The 19,200-nt window shown below is 71.4% G+C and carries 25 protein-coding genes, 2 tRNA genes and 1 other RNA gene; 11 read left to right on the forward strand and 17 right to left on the reverse strand.

Translation table 11 applies throughout. The features are described from left to right. Positions 1 to 47: 47 nt before the first annotated feature. From OG456_RS18860 to OG456_RS18890, 7 genes are all read right to left on the reverse strand, one after another. Entirely contained in the window at positions 48 to 863 is an 816-nt protein-coding gene (locus tag OG456_RS18860) for an RNA polymerase sigma factor SigF (protein WP_266569338.1), read from the reverse strand. Between the two features lie 173 nt (positions 864 to 1,036). Beyond that, positions 1,037 to 1,330 (reverse strand): Dabb family protein, encoded by a 294-nt coding sequence (locus OG456_RS18865; protein WP_116512179.1) that lies wholly within the window; start codon positions 1,328 to 1,330, stop codon positions 1,037 to 1,039. A 31-nt stretch (positions 1,331 to 1,361) separates the two neighbouring features. Further along, a complete protein-coding gene (locus tag OG456_RS18870) occupies positions 1,362 to 1,538 on the reverse strand; it encodes a hypothetical protein (RefSeq protein WP_116512180.1) in 177 nt (58 codons plus the stop codon). A gap of 211 nt (positions 1,539 to 1,749) precedes the next feature. Further along, positions 1,750 to 1,834, reverse strand: a tRNA-Ser gene (locus OG456_RS18875). Positions 1,835 to 1,926: 92 nt separating this feature from the next. Continuing rightward, on the reverse strand, positions 1,927 to 2,358 hold the full coding sequence (gene tadA, locus OG456_RS18880; RefSeq protein WP_266569339.1) for a tRNA adenosine(34) deaminase TadA: 432 nt from the start codon (positions 2,356 to 2,358) through the stop codon (positions 1,927 to 1,929). A 128-nt stretch (positions 2,359 to 2,486) separates the two neighbouring features. Beyond that, positions 2,487 to 3,041, reverse strand: coding sequence for a hypothetical protein (locus tag OG456_RS18885; RefSeq protein WP_266562494.1), 555 nt, complete (start codon positions 3,039 to 3,041; stop codon positions 2,487 to 2,489). Between the two features lie 153 nt (positions 3,042 to 3,194). Then, on the reverse strand, positions 3,195 to 3,389 hold the full coding sequence (locus tag OG456_RS18890; protein WP_266562496.1) for a hypothetical protein: 195 nt from the start codon (positions 3,387 to 3,389) through the stop codon (positions 3,195 to 3,197). A 95-nt stretch (positions 3,390 to 3,484) separates the two neighbouring features. Between OG456_RS18890 and upp the strand changes: the two genes are divergently transcribed. Further along, positions 3,485 to 4,120, forward strand: a complete 636-nt coding sequence (gene upp, locus OG456_RS18895) for a uracil phosphoribosyltransferase (protein WP_266562498.1) — start codon at positions 3,485 to 3,487, stop codon at positions 4,118 to 4,120. Between the two features lie 83 nt (positions 4,121 to 4,203). Here the strand turns inward: upp and OG456_RS18900 are convergent, their stop codons facing one another. Together OG456_RS18900 and OG456_RS18905 are read right to left on the reverse strand one after the other, a co-directional pair. Then, a complete protein-coding gene (locus OG456_RS18900; RefSeq protein ID WP_266562500.1) occupies positions 4,204 to 4,842 on the reverse strand; it encodes a LytR C-terminal domain-containing protein in 639 nt (212 codons plus the stop codon). 101 nt (positions 4,843 to 4,943) lie between these two features. Further along, positions 4,944 to 5,240, reverse strand: coding sequence for a type II toxin-antitoxin system VapB family antitoxin (locus tag OG456_RS18905; protein WP_003955420.1), 297 nt, complete (start codon positions 5,238 to 5,240; stop codon positions 4,944 to 4,946). Between the two features lie 121 nt (positions 5,241 to 5,361). On the opposite strand from OG456_RS18905, the gene OG456_RS18910 reads away from it, so the two are divergent. Further along, entirely contained in the window at positions 5,362 to 7,068 is a 1,707-nt protein-coding gene (locus OG456_RS18910) for a helicase HerA-like domain-containing protein (protein ID WP_266562502.1), read from the forward strand. Positions 7,069 to 7,134: 66 nt separating this feature from the next. Here OG456_RS18910 and OG456_RS18915 read toward each other — a convergent pair whose 3' ends face one another. The 3 genes from OG456_RS18915 to OG456_RS18925 all read right to left on the reverse strand — a co-directional run bounded on the left by OG456_RS18915 (position 7,135) and on the right by OG456_RS18925 (position 8,408). After that, positions 7,135 to 7,287, reverse strand: coding sequence for a hypothetical protein (locus OG456_RS18915; RefSeq protein ID WP_266562504.1), 153 nt, complete (start codon positions 7,285 to 7,287; stop codon positions 7,135 to 7,137). A 69-nt stretch (positions 7,288 to 7,356) separates the two neighbouring features. Beyond that, positions 7,357 to 7,713 (reverse strand): hypothetical protein, encoded by a 357-nt coding sequence (locus tag OG456_RS18920; protein WP_266562506.1) that lies wholly within the window; start codon positions 7,711 to 7,713, stop codon positions 7,357 to 7,359. A gap of 101 nt (positions 7,714 to 7,814) precedes the next feature. Continuing rightward, entirely contained in the window at positions 7,815 to 8,408 is a 594-nt protein-coding gene (locus OG456_RS18925) for an HhH-GPD-type base excision DNA repair protein (RefSeq protein WP_266562508.1), read from the reverse strand. A gap of 99 nt (positions 8,409 to 8,507) precedes the next feature. Between OG456_RS18925 and OG456_RS18930 the strand changes: the two genes are divergently transcribed. After that, a complete protein-coding gene (locus OG456_RS18930; protein WP_266562510.1) occupies positions 8,508 to 10,556 on the forward strand; it encodes a penicillin acylase family protein in 2,049 nt (682 codons plus the stop codon). A gap of 5 nt (positions 10,557 to 10,561) precedes the next feature. Here OG456_RS18930 and OG456_RS18935 read toward each other — a convergent pair whose 3' ends face one another. Continuing rightward, positions 10,562 to 11,764, reverse strand: a complete 1,203-nt coding sequence (locus OG456_RS18935) for an IS110 family transposase (protein WP_266562512.1) — start codon at positions 11,762 to 11,764, stop codon at positions 10,562 to 10,564. A gap of 213 nt (positions 11,765 to 11,977) precedes the next feature. Between OG456_RS18935 and OG456_RS18940 the strand changes: the two genes are divergently transcribed. After that, positions 11,978 to 12,550 carry a GNAT family N-acetyltransferase gene (locus OG456_RS18940; RefSeq protein WP_266562514.1) on the forward strand — a complete coding sequence of 191 codons (573 nt, stop codon included), beginning with the start codon at positions 11,978 to 11,980 and terminating at the stop codon, positions 12,548 to 12,550. A gap of 12 nt (positions 12,551 to 12,562) precedes the next feature. On the opposite strand, the gene OG456_RS18945 is transcribed toward OG456_RS18940, so the two are convergent. Further along, entirely contained in the window at positions 12,563 to 13,324 is a 762-nt protein-coding gene (locus tag OG456_RS18945; protein WP_266562516.1) for a sulfite exporter TauE/SafE family protein, read from the reverse strand. A 102-nt stretch (positions 13,325 to 13,426) separates the two neighbouring features. Between OG456_RS18945 and OG456_RS18950 the strand changes: the two genes are divergently transcribed. The 5 genes from OG456_RS18950 (at position 13,427) to OG456_RS18970 (ending at position 17,458) form a co-directional block, all read left to right on the forward strand. After that, positions 13,427 to 14,323 (forward strand): LysR family transcriptional regulator, encoded by an 897-nt coding sequence (locus OG456_RS18950; RefSeq protein WP_266562518.1) that lies wholly within the window; start codon positions 13,427 to 13,429, stop codon positions 14,321 to 14,323. Positions 14,324 to 14,374: 51 nt separating this feature from the next. Then, the gene (locus OG456_RS18955) at positions 14,375 to 14,701 is read left to right on the forward strand and encodes a cupin (protein WP_116512189.1); all 327 of its coding nucleotides are present in this window, start codon (positions 14,375 to 14,377) and stop codon (positions 14,699 to 14,701) included. Between the two features lie 65 nt (positions 14,702 to 14,766). Continuing rightward, positions 14,767 to 15,573, forward strand: a complete 807-nt coding sequence (locus OG456_RS18960; protein ID WP_266562521.1) for an isocitrate lyase/phosphoenolpyruvate mutase family protein — start codon at positions 14,767 to 14,769, stop codon at positions 15,571 to 15,573. Positions 15,574 to 15,606: 33 nt separating this feature from the next. Then, a complete protein-coding gene (locus tag OG456_RS18965) occupies positions 15,607 to 16,443 on the forward strand; it encodes a PP2C family protein-serine/threonine phosphatase (protein WP_266562528.1) in 837 nt (278 codons plus the stop codon). A gap of 61 nt (positions 16,444 to 16,504) precedes the next feature. Further along, positions 16,505 to 17,458, forward strand: coding sequence for an MASE1 domain-containing protein (locus tag OG456_RS18970; RefSeq protein WP_266562530.1), 954 nt, complete (start codon positions 16,505 to 16,507; stop codon positions 17,456 to 17,458). 21 nt (positions 17,459 to 17,479) lie between these two features. On the opposite strand, the gene OG456_RS18975 is transcribed toward OG456_RS18970, so the two are convergent. Continuing rightward, entirely contained in the window at positions 17,480 to 17,680 is a 201-nt protein-coding gene (locus tag OG456_RS18975; RefSeq protein WP_266562532.1) for a hypothetical protein, read from the reverse strand. Between the two features lie 194 nt (positions 17,681 to 17,874). On the opposite strand from OG456_RS18975, the gene OG456_RS18980 reads away from it, so the two are divergent. Then, positions 17,875 to 18,348 carry a DUF5994 family protein gene (locus tag OG456_RS18980; RefSeq protein WP_266562534.1) on the forward strand — a complete coding sequence of 158 codons (474 nt, stop codon included), beginning with the start codon at positions 17,875 to 17,877 and terminating at the stop codon, positions 18,346 to 18,348. Between the two features lie 27 nt (positions 18,349 to 18,375). On the opposite strand, the gene OG456_RS18985 is transcribed toward OG456_RS18980, so the two are convergent. Further along, complete coding sequence (locus OG456_RS18985; RefSeq protein WP_266562536.1) at positions 18,376 to 18,762, reverse strand: VOC family protein; 387 nt, start codon at positions 18,760 to 18,762, stop codon at positions 18,376 to 18,378. Positions 18,763 to 18,865: 103 nt separating this feature from the next. Beyond that, positions 18,866 to 18,953, reverse strand: a tRNA-Ser gene (locus tag OG456_RS18990). Between the two features lie 110 nt (positions 18,954 to 19,063). Here OG456_RS18990 and ffs point away from each other — a divergent pair. Beyond that, an RNA gene (gene ffs, locus OG456_RS18995) (signal recognition particle sRNA small type) lies at positions 19,064 to 19,158 on the forward strand. Positions 19,159 to 19,200: the final 42 nt, after the last annotated feature.

Here is a 19,200-nt window from a genome sequence, read left to right on the forward strand (position 1 = left end):
CGTATTTCGGCGGGGAAGTGCCGGGAAGGGCACTCCACCCGTTCCGGTTACGCTTCGATCCTGTTTGCGGATCTGAGCCGCGCGAAGCTCCTGGCCAGCAGTCTTGACACGTGCATCTGGGAAACGCCCAATTCCGCGCTGATCTGTGACTGCGTCAGATTGCTGTAATAGCGCAGCAGCAGGATCCGCTGCTCACGCTCAGGCAGCTGAACGAGCAGATGCCGTACGAGATCGCGGTGTTCGACGCCGTCGAGCTCCGGGTCCTCGTAGCCGAGCCGGTCGAGCAGGCCTGGCATCCCGTCGCCCTCCTGGGCCGCCTCCAGCGAGGTCGCGTGGTACGAGCGCCCGGCCTCGATGCACGCCAGAACCTCGTCCTCGGCGATGCGCAGGCGCCCGGCGATCTCCGCGGTGGTGGGGGTGCGCCCGAACGCCGTGGTGAGGTCCTCGGTCGCGCCGGTCACCTGCACCCACAACTCATGGAGCCGGCGCGGCACGTGGACCGTGCGCACGTTGTCGCGGAAGTAGCGCTTGATCTCGCCGACGACGGTCGGCATCGCGAACGTCGGGAACTGCACGCCCCGCTCGGGGTCGAAGCGGTCGATCGCGTTGATGAGCCCGATCGTGCCGACCTGGACGACGTCCTCCATCGGTTCGTTGCGGCTGCGGAAGCGGGCCGCCGCGTAGCGCACGAGCGGGAGGTTGGCCTCGATGAGGGCGGCGCGCACCCTGGTGTGCTCGGGAGTCCCCGGCAGCAGGTCTTTGAGCTGGGCGAAGAGGACCTGGGTGAGCGCGCGGGTGTCGGCGCCCCGGCTCTTCGCGGGCGGTGCTTGGGGCGCTGTACTGGCCGGCACGGTCAACGCCACCTCTGTCTCTGTCAGCTCCGTCAACTCATCCGTCAAAAGCGGTCATAGCATCACAAGACAGGTGCACTGTGTGCAAGCACCGCATAACCACGTGTTGAAGGGCAAGTTGAGGCATAAGGCGCAGAAAGGCCCTTCACCGTTCCGGTGAAGGGCCGCTTTGCCGTGCGATTCGCTCAGAACTCGTAGTCCGCGATCACCCACGTGGCGAACTCGCGCCACTGCGCGACGCCCGCCTGGTGCGCCGGGTGCTCGATGTACCGCTTGAGCGCATCGGTGTCCTCGACCGCCGAGTTGATGGCGAAGTCGTACGCGATGGGGCGGTCGGTGATGTTCCAGTCGCACTCCCAGAACGTCAGTTCCGGGATCTGCCCGCCGAGCGCACGGAAGGCCTTGACGCCCTCGACGACGCGAGGCTCGTCGCGCTCGACGCCCTCGTTGAGCTTGAAGAGGACCAGATGGCGGATCACGGGCACTCCTTGCAGACGCTGACGAGGTAGCTCAGTTCCCGCCGCCGTTGACGACCCAGGTCATGAAGTCGCCGATGCTCTGAGCAGCGGTCGAGACGCCCTCGAAGCCTATCTGGACGTAGTCCGCGGCCTTGGCCGGGTCCGTGATGATCACGTAGAGAACGAACACGACGACGACGAAGAGACCTATTTTTTTCGTCTGCACCACGCTCTGGCCTCCCCGTGCCCGTGTCCCGTGTGACCCCTGTTGCCGGGCGTGAGTGTATCCCGGACGTCTGTTCAGCTGGTTATCCGGTTTTTCCCGCCAACGGCCCGGCGGGCGGGGCGTTTTGCCCGATCGGTCTGCGTGCGGCTGGACATGGGCGGACATGCAGAACGCCCCTCTTCTCCGGTGACCCGGGGAAGAGGGGCGTTGTCAGCGGTAGCGGAGGGATTTGAACCCTCGGTGAGTTTCCCCACACTCGCTTTCGAGGCGAGCTCCTTCGGCCGCTCGGACACGCTACCGAGAGAGATCCTAGCCCAAGTTGGGCCGTGGTCTGAAATCCGTATCCGGGAGGCCCGTCACAGGCCCGCCCGCGGGGCTTCCGGCGTCCCGGCTAACGGTCCCGGAAGAAGGAAGTGAGCTGCTGCGCGCACTCGTCCGCGAGCACGCCCTCGATCACTTCGGGGCGGTGGTTGAGGCGCCGGTCGCGGACGACGTCCCACAGGGACCCGGCCGCCCCGGCCTTCTCGTCGCGCGCCCCGTAGACGACCCGGTCGACCCGGGACTGCACGAGGGCACCCGCGCACATCGTGCACGGCTCCAGGGTCACGACGAGCGTGCACCCGGTGAGCCGCCACTCCCCGAGTGCCGCGGCCGCCCGCCGGATCGCGAGCACCTCCGCGTGCGCGGTCGGGTCCCCGGTCGCCTCGCGCTCGTTGTGTCCCGAGGCGAGCACGGTCGTGCCGTCCGGGGCGAGCACGACGGCCCCCACGGGCACGTCACCGCCCTCGGCGGCGAGCCGCGCCTCCCGGACGGCGAGGCGCATGGCCTGCCGCCAGGGGTCGCGTACGGGGTCCGGTGCCTGTTCTGCGGTGCTCACGGGCGGAATGTAGCCGACCGTGGCCGGCACCGGCATCGTCGTGGAGAAATGGACAGATGATGGGCGGGCGGGACCTATCGGACCGTTTCGAGGACCTCCGCCGCTCCCAGGACCTCGGCGATCTCGCTGAGGGCGTCGTTGGGGTCGAGGGCGAGGAGCTCCTTCTCGGAGACTCCGAGGTCGGCGAGGATCATCCGGTCCCCGATCGGGCCCGGGGGCACGGCCTCGGCGGGGGTGCCCGCCGCGTCGTCGTCCCCGGCCTCGTCCTCGTCGGCCGGGTCGGGCTCGCCGTCCTCGGTCCCGTCGAGGTCCAGGGCATCCAGCTCGTCCTGGTCGGGATCCTTTCCGAGCAGTTCGTCGGTGAGCAGGATCTCGCCGTACGAACTCCGGGCGGCCGCTGCCGCGTCGGAGACGTAGATACGAGGATCCTCCTCGCCGTCCACACGGACGACGCCGAACCAGGCGTCCTCCTGTTCGATGAAGACGAGCACTGTGTCGTCCTCGGCAGCGCCGGCCGAGGCTTCACGGGCCAGGTCGGTCAGATCCGACAGGGCCTCCACGTCGTCGAGCTCTGTATCGCTCGCTTCCCACCCGTCTTCGGTGCGCGCGAGCAGTGCGGCGAAGTACACCGTGACTCTCCCACTGGTCTCAGGTGTGCCGGTTGGAGTTCCCCCCGGCGGACTCGGGAGGCGGGGTGTGCAGTTCCGAGCCCCGCCCAATCGGAATCGTGGCAGAAACCATCGCTTCAGGAGAGGTCTTCCGCCCGCTGTGTTCGCGCGGCGTCACCAGCGGAACGTGCGCATACGCATCTGCTGCCGCATTCGTGCCGCCCTGGCACGGCGTGGGCGGACCCGGTCGCGCAGCTCGCGCGCCTCCCGGAGTTCCCGCAGGAACTGGGCTCGGCGCCGCAGGCGCTCGTCCTCGGTCCCCTCCCGCTCCGGGTCCTGTCCCCGGTCGTGCTGTCCCTGTTCCGGCATAGGCACACCACCCCAGTCCGCCATTTCCACGTTCCCTCCGATGGCGGGTTTGATGCCAGCACGGGTGCGGCCCGGACCCGGTTACTGTTGAGGACATGCGGATCCACGTCGTCGACCACCCGCTGGTGGCGCACAAACTCACCACGCTGCGCGACAAGCGCACCGACTCCCCGACCTTCCGGCGCCTCGCCGACGAGCTGGTCACTCTGCTCGCGTACGAGGCCACCAGGGACGTGCGCACCGAGCAGGTCGACATCGAGACCCCGGTCTCGGGCACGACCGGCGTGAAGCTCTCCCACCCGCGGCCCCTGGTCGTGCCGATCCTGCGGGCCGGTCTCGGCATGCTCGACGGCATGGTGCGGCTACTGCCGACCGCCGAGGTGGGCTTCCTCGGCATGGTGCGCGACGAGGAGACGCTCCAGGCGTCCACCTACGCGACGCGCATGCCGGACGACCTGTCCGGGCGCCAGGTCTACGTCCTCGACCCGATGCTGGCCACCGGCGGCACGCTCGTCGCGGCGATCCAGGAGCTGATCAAGCGCGGCGCGGACGACGTGACGGCCGTGGTGCTGCTCGCCGCCCCCGAAGGCGTGGAGATCATGGAGCGCGAGCTCGCCGGCACGCCGGTGACGGTCGTGACGGCCTCGGTCGACGAGCGGCTCAACGAGAGCGGGTACATCGTCCCGGGCCTCGGCGACGCGGGCGACCGGATGTACGGGGCGGCCGAGTAGCCACCCCGTACCCCGTGCGGGATCCCTCACGGGATCTCGGTCGTGCGGTTCAGCGGTTCAGTTCAGCAGTTCGGTTCAGCAGCTCAGCAGTGCTTCTTCGATGTGGCGGACGTCGGTGAGGGCTTGGCCAGTGCGGCCAGGGCCTTGTCGGCGTCCGCCTTCGTCGTGAGCTGCTTGAACGTGGTACCGATGATCAGGTCGACCTCGGCCGGCTTGGCGCGGGTGTCGGTCTTCAGTTCGGCGCCGGAGAGCTGCGTGCCGAGGACCGGCAGCGCGGCATCGGTGGCGCCCTTGGCGCCGAGCAGCAGGCCGGGGCCCTTGACCTTCTTGTCGTACGCCTTCGTCGCGTTGCCCACGTCGCCGATCGTGAAGCCACGTTTCTTCAGCTCGTCCGCCGTCTGTTTGGCGAGGCCGCTGCGGGGCGTGGCGTTGAAGACGTTGACCGTGACCTGGCCGGGCTTCGGCAGGATCTTCGGGCTCGCGGATGCGGAGGACTTCGTCCGGCAGTCGCCGGTGACGCCCGCGGCCGAGGCCTTGTCACCGCCGCCGGTGAAGACGTCGATCAGCTGCAGGGTGCCCCAGCCGATCAGGCCGACCGCCACGACCGAGGCGACGACGGCGAGCACGATCCTGCTGCGCCCGCGGCTCCGGCGCATACGCGGATATTTGGCTCCCGTGATGCGGTACTTGCCGCCCATGCCGGGGGGAGTGAGCATGCTCATGGGCGCAGCGTAGTGCGCCCCGGCGGTGATTCCTACTAAATGATCATTGGCCCGCGCCAGGTACTACCCGAAAGGGTCAACGCGGGCCCATGGCCCGCCGCTCAGCCCAGCTCCAGGACGCGGGCGTGCAGCACCTGGCGCTGCTGGAGCGCGGCGCGCACGGCGCGGTGCAGACCGTCCTCGAGGTAGAGATCGCCCTGCCACTTCACGACGTGCGCGAAGAGGTCGCCGTAGAACGTCGAGTCCTCGGCGAGGAGCGTCTCGAGGTCGAGCTGGCCCTTGGTCGTCACGAGCTGATCGAGGCGGACCGGGCGCGGCGCGACGTCCGCCCACTGCCGGGTGCTTTCCCGGCCGTGGTCGGGGTACGGCCGGCCGTTTCCGATGCGCTTGAAGATCACACGGAAAGCCTACCGGGCCCGGCTCTCCGGGCGCAGCCATGGAGACGGAGTGCGAGCCTGGGAAATGACGTCCTAAACAAGGGCAAACCGGGAACACTCAATCCGGGGACAGGGGCCAGAAATGAGTGACAGTGAGCCGATCCCGGCCGCGCCGGCGAATACGGACCCTTCTTCAGGGGTAGACGCGGGCGCCGGGTTGACGCCCGGAACCACCGCCCCCACAACCGGAACCACTGCCTCCGAAAGCGTCACGACCGCCGCCGCCCTCCCCGCCCCCGCCCTGGAGATCGCCTCCGGGTACGCCTTCACCGGGCCCGCGCTCGATCTCGGCGCGCTCGTGTGGGACGGGCAGTGCCTGCCGGACGCGCAGATCCGGATTCCGCTGGGGATGCTCAACCGGCACGGCCTCGTGGCGGGCGCCACCGGCACCGGCAAGACCAAGACGCTCCAGCTCATCGCCGAGCAGCTGGCCGCGCAGGGCGTCCCCGTCTTCCTCGCCGACATCAAGGGCGACGTCTCCGGCATCTCGGCCCCGGGCGAGCCGGGCCACAGGGTGACGCAGCGGGCGGCCGAGGTCGGTCAGGAGTGGCGGGCGACCGGCTGTCCGAGCGAGTTCTACGCGCTCGGCGGCATCGGCCCCGGCATCCCCCTGCGGGCCACCATCACCGGCTTCGGCCCGGTCCTGCTCTCCAAGTGCCTCCAGCTCAACCAGACGCAGGAGCAGTCGCTCGGCCTGATCTTCCACTACGCGGACCAGAAGGGCCTCGAACTCGTCGACCTGAAGGACCTGCGCGCGGTCGTCACGTTCCTCACCTCCGACGAGGGCAAGCAGGAGCTGAAGACCATCGGCGGGCTCTCCACCACGACGGCGGGGGTGATCCTGCGCGCGCTGACCGCGTTCGAGCAGCAGGGCATGGGCGACTTCTTCGGCGAGCCGGAGTTCGACAGCAGCGAGCTGCTGCGCACGGCCCCGGACGGCCGCGGCCTGGTCTCCGTACTCGAACTGCCCGCCGTGCAGGACAAGCCGCACCTTTTCTCGACGTTCCTGATGTGGCTGCTCGCGGATCTTTTCCAGGACCTTCCCGAGGTCGGCGATGTGGAGAAGCCGAAGCTGGTCTTCTTCTTCGACGAGGCGCATCTGCTCTTCAGCGGCGCGTCCAAGGCGTTCCTGGAGGCGATCACGCAGACCGTGCGGCTGATCCGGTCCAAGGGCGTGGGCGTGTTCTTCGTGACGCAGACGCCGAAGGACGTGCCGTCCGACGTCCTCGCCCAGCTCGGCAACCGCGTCCAGCACGCGCTGCGCGCCTTCACGCCCGACGACCAGAAGGCGCTGAAGTCGACGGTCAGGACGTTCCCCCACTCCGCGTACGACCTCGAGGAGCTGCTGACCTCGCTCGGTACGGGCGAGGCCGTGGTCACCGTGCTGAGCGAGAAGGGCGCGCCGACGCCGGTCGCCGCGACCCGGCTGCGGGCGCCCGAGTCGCTGATGGGGCCCATCGACGCGACCGCGCTCGACCGGGCCGTGAAGGAGTCGGTCCTCTACCCGCGCTACGCGAACGCCGTCGACCGTGAGTCCGCGTACGAGAAGCTCACGGCCCAGGAGGCCGAGGCGCAGGCGCGCAGGGACGCCGAGGCGCAGGCGGCTCAGGCGGCGAAGGCCGAGAAGGCGGCGGCGCGGGGTTCCGGGGGGCGCGGGAAGCCCAAGGAGGACACGTCGGTCGTGGAACAGGTGATGGGCAGCGGGGTCTTCAAGTCGCTTGCCCGGTCGGTCGGTACGCAGCTGGGGCGGGAGATCTCGCGGTCGCTCTTCGGGACGCGGCGGAGGTAAGGCCCGTACGCCTCCGGGATGGTCCCGGTCCCGCGGGTGCGGTGCCGGGACCATCGCCGTGAGCTATCAGGCGCGGTCCTGGGGGCCCGTGTCCTGGTCCTTGTCGTCGGTCTGTTGCTCGGGGTCCGGGGTGTCGCGCGCGGGGAGTACGGCGCGTCCGTCGCGTGCCGCTTCGGCGAGCAGGAGGGCGCGCAGGACCGCGTAAGGGTCGATGGGCATGAGGGTGTCGTCCTTGTCGTGCGTGGGGGGTGAGCAGGCTCGGTCCGCCGGGAGGGCGGAGCAGTGCTGTCAGCAGCGCAGGACGACGCAGCGCAGGATGTTCAGGGAGTTGAGGGTGGCGCGGGGCGCACGGGGGCGCGCGAATGGCGCGGAGGGGCGCGCAGGGGGCACGGGGGTGGCGCGTTCAGCGGGGAGACGCGTCGCGTGCGCCGTCGGCAGGCGGAGCGCGGTGTCGGGGGCGTCCTGGTGGAGCTCGCCGGGTTGGGTGGAGGAGGCCTCGGCGTGCGCGGCCGCGGCCTCGGCGCACGGGGCAGCGGACGCGAACCCCATGCCGAGGAGCGCGACGAGGATGAGCAGCGCCCGGGCCCACGCGGGCCGGCGCGCGGTGCGGCGGCCCGCGCCCGTGGGGGAGGCGTGCGTGCTCATGGACGTCAATGTCCCCCGGTGGCGCCCCGGAGACGATCAACGAAGGTGAGATCCGCCCTCATGGGCTACGGGACGCGGTGTGAGCTGACGCGTCGCGGGTCCTACCTCCCCGCGGCCTTGGCGGCCTTCGCCGCCGCCTTCATCTCCTGCTTGTGCGCCCGCACCTTCGTGAGCGAGTCGGGTCCCGTGATGTCCGCGACCGAACGGAAGGACTTGGCCTCGCCGTACGCGCCCGCGGCCTCGCGCCAGCCCTTGGGGCGCACCCCGAGCTGCTTGCCGAGCAGGGCCAGGAAGATCTGGGCCTTCTGCGTGCCGAAGCCGGGCAGGTCGTTGAGGCGCTTGAGCAGTTCCCTGCCGTCCTTGACGCCTTCCCAGACGGCGCTCGCGTCCCCGTCGTAGTGCTCGACGAGGTACTGGCACAGCTGCTGGATCCGCTTGGCCATGGAGCCGGGGTAGCGGTGCACGGCCGGCTTCGTGGCCAGCAGCTCGGCGAAGGCCTCGGGGTCGTACGAGGCGATCTCGTGCGCGTCGAGATCGTCGGCGCCGAGGCGCCGGGCGATCGTGTGCGGGCCCGCGAACGCCCACTCCATGGGGACCTGCTGGTCGAGCAGCATGCCGACGAGCGCGGCCAGCGGGCTCCGGCCGAGGAGTGCGTCGGCGTCCGGCTCCTGGGCGAGGTGCAGAGTGACGTCCATGTGTCGATGATCGCGCGGCGTGGGCCCCTGCGCACCCCTTTCCGGCTTAGGTTAGGCTGCCCTAATCTGTAAGGCGGGTGAGGGCGGGGCGGGGAAAGCGTGAGCGTCGAGGTCTACCGGGACGAGTGGGGCATACCTCACCTCCGTGCCGACAGCGTGCGGGAACTGGCCCACGCCCAGGGGCGCAACGCCGCCGCCGACCGGGCCTGGCAGATCGAGGTCGAGCGGCACCGCTCACAGGGCACGTCCGCCGCCTTCCTCGGCCGGGAGGCCGCCGGCTGGGACCGGTTCGCCCGGCAGGCCCGTATCGACGACACGGCCCGGCGCTGCTACCAAGCGCTCGACGAGGAGACGCGCGGCTGGCTCGACGCGTACGTGGCCGGGGTCGACGCCGGACTGCGTGAACTCGGCGGCGCCGCACCGGAGTTCGCCCGCGCCGGCCTCGAACCGGGCCGCTGGCGGCCCTGGACCCCCCTCGGTATCTGGCTCTCCACCCACATCCTGTTCACCGGCTTCCCCGGCAAGCTCTGGCGCGACGAGGTCGCACGCCGCGTCGGGCCCGGAGCCGTCGGCCTCTTCGCCACGGACGGCCCCGGCGCCTCCGGCAGCAACGGCTGGCTCGTCACCGGCGACCGCACCGCCACCGGAGGCCCTCTGATCGCGGGCGACCCGCACCGCTACATCGAGGACCCGGGCGTCTACCAGCAGATACGGCTCGCCTGCCCGGAGTACGACGTCGTGGGCCTCGCCGTCCCCGGCGTACCCGGCGTCGGCCACTTCGGCCACACCGGCACCGTCGCCTGGGCGATCACCAACGCCATGGCCGACTGTCAGGACCTGTACCGGGAGCGGCTGCGGCGGCTCCCGGACGGCGGCGTGGAGGCGCTCGGGCCCGACGGGTGGCGGCCCGCGTTCCGCAGCGTGGAGACCTTCGAGGTGGCGGGCGAGCGGCCGCAGGAGGTCGAGGTCGTCGAGACCGAGCGCGGGACGGTCGTCATCGGCGGTCCCGACGAGGGCGAGGGCATCGTGCTGCGCCAGCCACCGCGCGTACGCGAGGACCTCGGGTTCGCCGCGCTGCCCGCCCTGCTCCGCGCCCGCACCGTCGCCGACGTGGACCGGGCCTTCGACCGCTGGGCCGAGCCCGTCAACGTCGTCCAGGCCGCCGACACCGAGGGCGGCCTCCTGCACCGCGTCGCGGGCGCCGTGCCTGAGCGCGACCCCGAGAACCTGCTGCGCGTCGTCCCCGCCCACGAGCCCCGGCACGCCTGGCGCGGCCTGCGCGAGCTGCCCCGCGAGCCGGTCGGCACCGTCGCGGTCATGGCGAACCAGCGGGGCCTCGCCGCGCCCCTCGGCATCGAGTTCGCGCCGCCGCACCGGGCGGACCGCATACGGGAGCTGCTCGACGCGCGGGAGGTGTGGACGGCGCCCGGCATGGCCGCCGTCCACACCGACACCCGCCTCGCCTCCGCCCGCCCGCTGCTCGACCTGGTGGCCCGCCTCGACGGCCTCGGCCCCGAAGCGGCGGCACTGAGGAAACGGCTGCTCGCCTGGGACCGGCACATGGACGCGGAGAGCGTGGACGCCGCCGCGTACGCGCGGGTGCGGGCGGCGGTCGTACGGAAGCTGGCCGCGCATCCGGCGTTCGCGCCGCTCACGGGGATGGGGGAGGCGTACCCGGAGGTCTTCCGGCCGTGGCTGGCCCTCGCGCCGCGCATCGCGTACGCGCTGGAGACTCTGCTGACGACCGATCAATTCCCGGATGTCGACCGCGAGATGGTCGTCCGCGAGGCGGTCGAGGAAGCCGCCGGGGCCACGGTGGCCGGGGAGACCTGGGGCGACCGGCACCGGCTCGCCGCCTGGCGGGCACTCCCTGACGGCGATGAGGCCGGTCCGGGCCTGCCCGGCGATCACGACTGCGTCCTGTCCACGTCGAGCGTTCCCGGCGTCACCGACCTCAGTGCCCGCGGCCCGGCCGCCCGCTACGTGTGGGACGTCGCCGACCGTGCGAACAGCCTGTGGGTCGTTCCGCTCGGCGCCTCCGGAATCCCCGGCTCCGCGCACCGCCGCGACCAGCTCCCCCTGTGGCTGGGGGGCGGCCTGGTCCCCGTGATCACCGACTGGAACCGCCTCACCAAGGAGTCTCAATGACGAAGTCAAGCCGCCTGTGTGACCGGTGGGGCGGAGGTGAAGATCCGTCCGTCACGCAGCAATGCCCAGAGCACGCCAGCTCGTCGGCGGGCCAGGGCGATGACGGCCTGAACGTGCTTGCAGCCCTCGCCGCGCTTCTTCAGGTAGAAGTCCCGGTTCGGCCCTTCGCGGACGATGCTGGACTGCGCGGACATGTAGAACACTCTGCGCAGGCGGCGGCTGTAGCGCTTGGGCCGGTGCAGGTTGCCGGTGCGCCGGCCAGAGTCACGCGGGACGGGCACCAGCCCGGCCGCCGAGGCGAGATGGCCGGCGTCGGCGTAGGCCGACAGGTCACCGGCGGCGACGATGAACTCGGCGCCGAGGATGGGGCCCATGCCGGGCAGGGACTCGATGATCTCTGCGTGCGGGTGGCTGCGGAACGTCTCCCGGATCTGCCGGTCGATCCGCTTCACGCGGTCGTCCAGGGCCAGGATCTGCCCTGCCAGGTCGGCGACGATCTGCGCGGCGACATCTTCGCCGGGCAGCACGGTCTGCTGGGCCTGCGCGGCTTCCAATGCGGCCCGGGCCACCATGTCGGCGCCGCGGACACTGCGGTTGGCCAGCCAGGCCGTCAGCCTTGCCCGGCCGCGTCGGCGGATCGCCGCCGGGGTCTGATAACCGGTCAGCAGCACCAGGGCGCCCTTGTGGGCGGAGTAGTCAAACGCCCGCTCCAGAGCAGGGAAGACGCCGGTCAGCACGTCCCGCAGGCGGTTGATCATCCGCACCCGGTCGGCCATCAGATCCGTGCGGTGCGCGGTCAGCAGCGCGAGGTCGGCGGCAAGCTGGGCGGGCACGTCGATCGCCGCGAAGTCGTTGCGGTGGCGGGCGGTTTCGGCGATGACGTAGGCATCCCTGGCGTCGGTCTTCGCCTCACCGCGGTAGGCGCCGGACATGCGGTTGACCGTGCGTCCGGGCACGTAGACGGCCCGCTGGTCGTGGGCTGCCAGCAGAGCCAGCAGCAGCGCGGAGGACGTGCCGGAGATGTCCACTGCCCAGTGCACTTGGCCGGCCAGGGCGAGGATCTCGCCGAGCGCGGTCAGGATCGCCGACTCGTCATTGTCGATCTTCTTCGACCACAGCGTGGCGCCGGTCTCGTCAACCACGGCTGCCCAGTGGTGGCCCTTGCCCGCGTCGACGCCAGCCCAGACCCGGGCTTTCCGCTCGTTCACTTGCCCCTCCTCGCACCGCTCGGCATGCCGTCGGCCCGAGGAACACCCCGCTGTCATCTCCGTAATCAGCGACCGCACGAAGCGCGCACATCTCAATCAGCAGCCAGGGCTCCCCGGAGAGCCGGGCGGCCACTCCTTGGAAGCCACTGAAGGCAAGAACCCATAAGCCACACCCGGCCCTCCCGGGCCGCCTAACAACTTACGGAGACCCCCATGCGCGAGAGCGCCGTGTACGAGCGGACCGTCGAAGGGTTCGGCACCGTCCGCGTCGGCCCGGTCGACCCCGCCGCCGACCTCGACGTGATCCACGGCTGGGTGCGCGAGGAGCGCGCCCGGTTCTGGGGCATGGAGGGCGCGAGCCGCGAGCAGGTGCGCGAGACGTACGAACACCTCGACTCGCTCACCACGCACCACGCCCACCTCGTCCGTCTCAACGGCGAACCCGTCGCGCTCTTCCAGACGTACGAGCCCGAGGCCGACCGGGTCAGCGAGTGCTACGAGGTCGAGGACGGTGACATCGGCGTGCACTTCCTGATCGCCCCGGCCGCCGACGGAGCCGTCCGCGGCTTCACCGGAGCGCTCATGACCGTCCTCGTCGCGTACGCGCTCGAAGGGCACGGCAAGCGGCGGATCGTGGTCGAGCCCGACGCGCGCAACACGAAGGCCGTCGCGCTCCTGGAGCGCGCGGGCTTCGAACTCGGCCCCGAGATCGTGCTCCCGGAGATCGACCTGCCGGAGGTGTTCCTCCCGGAGAAGCGGGCCCGGATCGCGTTCCTCAAGCGCTGACGGCCCGCAGGCTCAGCCCCGTACGAGCAGGATCACCGAGGCGGTGACGCCGACCACGACGATCACCGCGCGAAGGACCGCCGGGGGCAGTCTGCGGCCGAACTTCGCGCCGGTCAGGCCGCCCAGCGTGGAGCCGACGGCGATCACCGCCGCCGCCACCCAGTCGACGTCGGCGACGGCGATGAAGATGACCGCCGCGACCCCGTTCACGATCGAGGCCAGGACGTTCTTCGCCCCGTTGAGGCGCTGGAGGTCGTCCTGGAGGAAGCTGCCGAACATGCCCATGAGCAGCACGCCCTGCGCGGCGCCGAAGTAGCCGCCGTAGACGCCCGTCCCCAGCACCCCGAGCCACATGGGCACGCCGCCGTCGGCGCGCGTCGCCGTGGCCTGGCGCTCCTTCGACCAGCGGCTGAGCCGGGGCTGGAGCACGACGAGGACACAGGCGGTCAGGATGAGGACGGGCACCACCGAGGTGAACGCGTCGGCCGGCAGCTTCAGCAGCAGGAGCGCGCCCGTGATCCCGCCGATCAGCGAGGCCGTACCGAACCGGAGCAGCCGCTTCTTCTGCCCCTTCAGCTCGCGCCGGTACCCGTACGCGGCGCTGAGCACGCCCGGTACGAGGCCGATGTTGTTCGACACGTTGGCGAGCACCGGCGGATAGCCGAACGCGAGGAGCGTAGGGAAGGTGATGAGCGTTCCGGAGCCGACCACCGCGTTGATCGCGCCGGCGGCGACACCGGCCGCTCCGACGGCCACTGCTTCAAGTGCATCCACGTCCGAGATCGTTTCGGAGCCCAAGACCCAAGTCAATCCTCCGAATTACTTCGGAAGCACCAAGCTCTGGCTTGGAAGGGTCCGCATGGCTACGTTGGCGCCGTGACCCTCGACGATCTCCGTGTCTACGTCGCCGTGTGCGCGGCGGGCAGCCTCAGCGCCGTCGCCCGCGACCTCTCCTGTACGCAGTCGGCGGTGAGCCAGCACATCCGCCGCCTCGAACGCGAAGTGGGCGTCAGCCTCCTCGAACGGCACGCCCGCGGTGTCCTGCCGACCCCCGCGGGGCGCATCCTGCAGACCGCGGCCGCCGAGGGCATCGGAGGCATCGACGTCGCGCTGCGCCGCCTGCGCGACCTGGCCCGCGGCGAGAGCGGCGCGGTGCGCGTCACCACGGGCGCGACGACCGTGCGCCACTTCATGTCCGAGGCCATCGTCGGCTTCCGGCGCCGCCACCCCCGGGCGAGCCTGGAATTCCAGACGGTCAGCTCCAGCCACAGCGCCTACGAGGCGCTCGCCGCGCACGACCTCGACCTCGCGTGGGTCACCATCGGCGCGCCGGAACGCGGCGTCGAGCAGCGCCCCGTCGTCGAGCTCCCCTGGGTCCTCGCGGTGCGCCCCGACGATCCGCTGGCCGGCCGGACCAGGATCGGCCCCGACGACCTGGCCGCCGCCCACCTCATCAGGCCGCCCGAACAGTCCACGTCGCGCTCCCATCTCGACCGGCACTTCACCGGGCTCGGGATCGCCGGGACGGCCGGGTCCGACGCGGGCGTCGCCGACTGGGCCACCGCCGTGCACCTCGCCGAACTGGGCCTCGGCCACGCCCTCGTCCCCGAACTGCCCGGCTGGCGCGACCCGGACCGCGCCGGTGGCGCGGTCCTCGTCCCCGTACCGGACCTGCCGCCCCTCGCCGTCGGCTGGGCGGTCCGGCGCTGGGCCACGCTCACCCCGCTGGCGAGGGCCTTCGCCGACCTGGTGACGGAGCACTGCGGGAGGTAGCGGCTTCACGCGCCTGTGGCGGGGGGCCGGTCCCCGGGGGACGCTGGAAGCATGACCACGACGTACGACCTGAACGCTCTCGCCGACAAGCACGTCGCCGCGGCCCGGACCTCCCCCCACGGCCGCAGCGCGCATCTCCTGCTCCGCGAGGAGACCCTCCGCCAGAGCGTGATCGCCCTGACGGCGGGCGAGGTCCTGGAGGAGCACAACGCGCCGCCCGCCGCGACGCTCCAGATCCTGCGGGGCGAGGTCGTGCTGACGGCGGTCTCGGGCGACGTGACGCTCACGGAGGGCCGGCTCCACGCGCTCCCGCAGGAACGGCACGGCCTGCGCGCGGTCACGGACGCGGCGGTACTGCTGACGGCGGTCAACGACTGAGGGGCGCCCGCCGCTCCCGGACATTTCGGCGGGCGCCGAACCGTTCGGCGCCTAGCGTGGGCCGCATGGTCTTCAAAGCCCTGCACCACGACCCCGACGGCCCCCTCCTCCTCCCCAACGCCTGGGACCACGCCTCCGCCGCCGCGCTCGCCGGGCAGGGGTTCGCCGCGATCGGTACGACGAGCCTCGGCGTGGCCGCCGCGGCCGGGCTCCCCGACGGCCACGCCGCCACCCGCGAGGAGACCCTGCGCCTGGCCCGTCGCCTGGGCGGGGGAGCGTTCCTGCTGTCCGTGGACGCGGAGGGCGGCTTCAGCGACGACCCGGCAGAGGTCGCCGGCCTCGCCCGTGAGCTGGCGCGGGCGGGCGCGGTGGGGATCAACCTGGAGGACGGCAGGGCCGACGGCACCCTCACCCCGGCCCCCGTCCACGCGGCGAAGATCGCCGCGGTCAAGGCCGCCGTACCGGACCTGTTCGTCAACGCCCGCACGGACACGTACTGGCTCCCGGACCCGCGGACCGCGCCGGAGCCGGAGACCCGGCGCCGGCTCGACGCCTACCGGCAGGCGGGCGCCGACGGCGTCTTCGTACCGGGTCTGACCGACCCGGCCGCGATCCAAGAACTCGTGGCGTACCTGCGCCCGTCCGGCGTACCCCTCAACATCCTCTACTCCCCCACAGGCCCCACCGTTCCCGAGCTCGCCGCCCTGGGCGTCCGCCGGGTCAGCCTCGGCTCGCTCCTGTTCCGCGTGGCACTCGGCGCCGCGGTCACGGCGGCGCTCGACGTACGGGCGGGCCGGGACGTCGCCCCCGCGGCGCCGACGTACGGCGAGGTCCAGGAGCTGAGCGGCGGTGGGGACGCCACGGAAATATGATGAACCCGGGGTTTTCCGTATCCGGAGCGGTCCATGACGCAGCGTCGTGCCAGCCAGCCCGAGAGCGCCGACGACCTGCTGACCAGGCTCGGCCGCCTTGCCGCACAGGCACGTGCCGGGGCGGAACTCCAGCATGCGCGGGTCGAACTGGCGGAAGCGCTCCAGCGCGAAATGCTCCCCGTCTCGCTGCCCGCCCTGCCGGGACTGCGGACCGCCGCTTGCTACTCGCCGGCCCGCCACGGCCTGGACATCGGCGGGGACTGGTACGACGCCTTCGCCGCCCCCGACGGCGCCCTCGGGTTCTCCATCGGGGACGTACAGGGCCACGACGTCGAGGCCGCCGCCTTCATGGGGCAGATCCGCATCGCCCTGCGTGCGGTGGCCGCCTTCGCCCCGGACCCCGGCGAGGCGCTCGCCCAGGCCAACGACCTGCTGCTGTCGATGCACCGCGATCTCTTCGCGACCTGCAGCTTTCTCCGCTTCGACCCGACGACCTGGGTACTGGAGTCCGCCCGCGCGGGCCACGTCCCCGCCATCTGGGCCACGGTCGACGGCCGGTACGGCATCTCGCTGGACGAAGGCGGGCTGCCGCTGGGCATGCTGCCCGGGTCCGGTTACCCGGTCACCCGGCACCGCCTCTCGACGCCGGGCGCGTACGTCCTGGTCACCGACGGCGTGGTCGAAGGCCCCTCGTTCCCGATCGAGGCGGGCATGGAGCGGGTGGCCCGGGTCGTCGCGGCCGGGGCGGGCGCCGAACCCGCGGAACTGGCCGCCGCGGTGATGGAGGTCGCCGACTGCACCGGCCACCAGGACGACTCCGCGGTACTCGTCCTGCGCCACGACGCGCCACCGGCGGTCCTGCCCGGGTGACAGTGGCCCCCGGCGGCGCGTGTCACGCTCCGCCACTCGACGGGAGTGATTATGTGATCCAGTGGTGCGCACCGAGGAACTCCGACGCCTCTCCGAGGCCCTGCTGAAGGTCCTCGCCGTCGCCGCCGCCTACTACGCGACCGGACGGCTCGGCCTGTGGCAGCGGATCGTGCTCGAAGGCGCGGTCGTCACCCCGCTCTGGCTCCCGACCGGCGTCGCCGTCACCTGCCTGCTCTGGATGGGCCTGCGGATCTGGCCGGGCATCGCGCTCGGCGCCTTCCTGCTCATCGAGTCGATCGGCCCCTTCAGCCTGTCCGACCTCGGGATCGTCGCCGCGAACACGCTCGCTCCGGTGTGTGCCTACCTGCTGCTGCGCAAGGTCGGCTTCCGTATCGCGATGGACCGGCTGCGGGACGGGGTCGCCCTGGTCTTCCTGGGCGGACTGCTGCCGATACTGCTCAGCGCCACCGTCGGTACGTGCGTGCTGGCACTCAGCGGCAAGCTGGCGTGGAGCGCGTTCTGGCCGGTGTGGGCGGCGTGGTGGGCCGGCGACGCGATGGGCGTACTCGTCGGCACCCCGCTGCTGATCGCGCTGAGCAGGGCCCGACTCCCCTGGAACACCCGCCGGTGGCCGGAGGTCGCGGCCCTGGTGGTCACCGCCGCCGTCATCACACCCCTGGCCACGAGAAGCGCGCTCGCCCTGCTCTTCCTCGTCTTCCCGCTGCTCACGTGGGCGGCGCTGCGCTTCCAGCTCGCGGGGGCGGCGCCGTGCGTGCTGTTCGTGTCCGTACTGGGGATCTCGGCGGCCACCGACCACGTCGGCCCGTTCGCCCACCACACCCTCTTCGAGGTCATGGTCAACCTCCAGGCACTCAACGGCTCGGCCGCGCTCACCGGGCTCCTGCTCGCGGCGATCGTCACCGAACAGAAGAGCGTCCGCCGGAAGATCGAGCAGGCGGTCAGCGACCTGACGGAAGTGGTGGAACACCTGGCGGCGCCACGGCAGGAGGAATGACGTGGCCGGGGTCGGCCGGGATCAGCCGGGGTCAGTCGGGCCGGAGGGGTCTTCGGGGACCCGCCGGTGGTGCTTGCGGCTCCGTCTGCCGACCCCCGGCATGGCATCGCTGAAGGTGTGCGAGGCGATGCGTGCGTCATGCCGGGCGTTGATCCGGTGGATCAGGCGCATGCCCATGAGGGTCACGAGAACGATGGCGCCGATGAGGATGATCGCCTCCATGGCCGTCACCTCCCGCTTTCCACTGCTTTAACCGTAACTCCGGCCGCCGCCGGTCGCGGCCGCTGCGACGCGCTGGGCGCGGCCCCCGGGGTTACCGTGAAGCTACGACGGCATCGCGCCGGCCGACGCCCGCCCCGTCATCGGTACGGCCACACGGTGGGCGCCGTCCGTACGACCGAGGCGGGCGAACCACCATGGCTGAATCCGACACCCCCCACCAGCCCCCACTGCTTCTGCCGGACGCGGCCCAACAAGGGGCGCCCCCCGCAACGGCCCCGCTGAGGCTGCAGACCACCCAGTCCCGCGAAGGGCTCCTCGACGGCGCATGGTGGCCCCGGTCCCACAGCATCACGGCCGAGCTGCCCGCCCTGATCACGGAGTTGACCTCACGTCTCGGCCCCATCACACGGGTCGGACTCGACTCCGATGCCTGGGAGGCACTCCCGACCCGCCTGATCATCGACGACCGAGTCGTGCATCTCGACGCCCACGAGATCGGCGACGGCACCGCCCTCGTCACCCGCGGCAACGGGGACTACTTCGTCCTGCTGGTCGTGCCTCCCGAGTCGGAGCCCGTCGCGGCCCGCGCCGCGATGGCCCGCGCGGTCCGCGACGACAACATCACCGAGGCCGCGCAACTCCTCGTCGCCAACCCCGACGAACCCTGAGCCGGGAAACCGCCGTGCGCGCCCCGGTCAGGGGTGACGGGTCGCAAGGACGCAGAACTCGTTCCCCTCCGGATCGGCGAGTGGGACCCAGCTCACATCGCCCTGCCCGACGTCCACGTGCCGGGCACCCAGGTCGAGCAGGCGACGGACCTCTTCGTCCTGCTCCCCGTCGGTCGGATTGACGTCGATGTGGAGCCTGTTCTTGACGATCTTGCCCTCGGGCACGCGCGCGAAGGTCAACGCCGGTGGCACCGGGCCGGGGCGGTCCTTGCCTTCAGGCACCGCGGGCAGGCCGATGGTGACAAGTCCGTCCTCCGCGTCCCGCACCTCGTAGCCGAGGACCGAGCACCAGAAGCGGGCGAGAGCGTCGGGATCGGCGCAGTCGATCGCGAGCTCGGTGAACTTACTGGTCATGTCAGGACCTCCCGGTCTGGGTGTCCGGCTACGCAATCACAGAACGTCGAAGGGCCCCACCGCAAGCGGTGAGGCCCTTCGACGTATTGCCCGGTGAGAGCAATGGCGGAGGATACGAGATTCGAACTCGTGAGGGGTTGCCCCCAACACGCTTTCCAAGCGTGCGCCCTAGGCCACTAGGCGAATCCTCCGCCGCAAACAATACAAGACGTTGGGGGGTGCTCGCGAACATGATCCGGGGGCGGTGATCGGGCCGGGGACCGGGCTCGTGATTCCGGCCGGGCATCCGCTACTGTGGAGCCCAGCCCCTCACGTGGCGCTATCTGACTGAACTCCCCCAGGGCCGGAAGGCAGCAAGGGTAGGTCGGCTCTGGCGGGTGCGTGAGGGGCGTCTTGCGTTCCGGGGCGGTTCGCCCTCGGCGGCCGTGGTTGTCAGTG

The sequence above is a fragment of the Streptomyces sp. NBC_01446 genome (genome assembly GCF_026340095.1).
Classification (GTDB): Bacteria; Actinomycetota; Actinomycetes; order Streptomycetales; family Streptomycetaceae; genus Streptomyces; species Streptomyces aureus.

Excerpts from the sequence above, each read along its gene's own strand:
- OG456_RS18890 (WP_266562496.1), bottom strand. The coding sequence starts at position 3,389 with ATGCCGGAACAGGGACAGCACGACCGGGGACAGGACCCGGAGCGGGAG.
- tadA (WP_266569339.1), bottom strand. The coding sequence starts at position 2,358 with ATGCGCCTCGCCGTCCGGGAGGCGCGGCTCGCCGCCGAGGGCGGTGAC.
- OG456_RS18920 (WP_266562506.1), bottom strand. The coding sequence starts at position 7,713 with ATGAGCACGCACGCCTCCCCCACGGGCGCGGGCCGCCGCACCGCGCGC.
- OG456_RS18925 (WP_266562508.1), bottom strand. The coding sequence starts at position 8,408 with ATGGACGTCACTCTGCACCTCGCCCAGGAGCCGGACGCCGACGCACTC.
- upp (WP_266562498.1), top strand. The coding sequence starts at position 3,485 with ATGCGGATCCACGTCGTCGACCACCCGCTGGTGGCGCACAAACTCACC.
- OG456_RS18955 (WP_116512189.1), top strand. The coding sequence starts at position 14,375 with ATGACCACGACGTACGACCTGAACGCTCTCGCCGACAAGCACGTCGCC.
- OG456_RS18975 (WP_266562532.1), bottom strand. The coding sequence starts at position 17,680 with ATGGAGGCGATCATCCTCATCGGCGCCATCGTTCTCGTGACCCTCATG.
- OG456_RS18940 (WP_266562514.1), top strand. The coding sequence starts at position 11,978 with ATGCGCGAGAGCGCCGTGTACGAGCGGACCGTCGAAGGGTTCGGCACC.
- OG456_RS18900 (WP_266562500.1), bottom strand. The coding sequence starts at position 4,842 with ATGAGCATGCTCACTCCCCCCGGCATGGGCGGCAAGTACCGCATCACG.
- OG456_RS18985 (WP_266562536.1), bottom strand. The coding sequence starts at position 18,762 with ATGACCAGTAAGTTCACCGAGCTCGCGATCGACTGCGCCGATCCCGAC.
- OG456_RS18960 (WP_266562521.1), top strand. The coding sequence starts at position 14,767 with ATGGTCTTCAAAGCCCTGCACCACGACCCCGACGGCCCCCTCCTCCTC.
- OG456_RS18915 (WP_266562504.1), bottom strand. The coding sequence starts at position 7,287 with ATGCCCATCGACCCTTACGCGGTCCTGCGCGCCCTCCTGCTCGCCGAA.
- OG456_RS18910 (WP_266562502.1), top strand. The coding sequence starts at position 5,362 with ATGAGTGACAGTGAGCCGATCCCGGCCGCGCCGGCGAATACGGACCCT.
- OG456_RS18965 (WP_266562528.1), top strand. The coding sequence starts at position 15,607 with ATGACGCAGCGTCGTGCCAGCCAGCCCGAGAGCGCCGACGACCTGCTG.
- OG456_RS18980 (WP_266562534.1), top strand. The coding sequence starts at position 17,875 with ATGGCTGAATCCGACACCCCCCACCAGCCCCCACTGCTTCTGCCGGAC.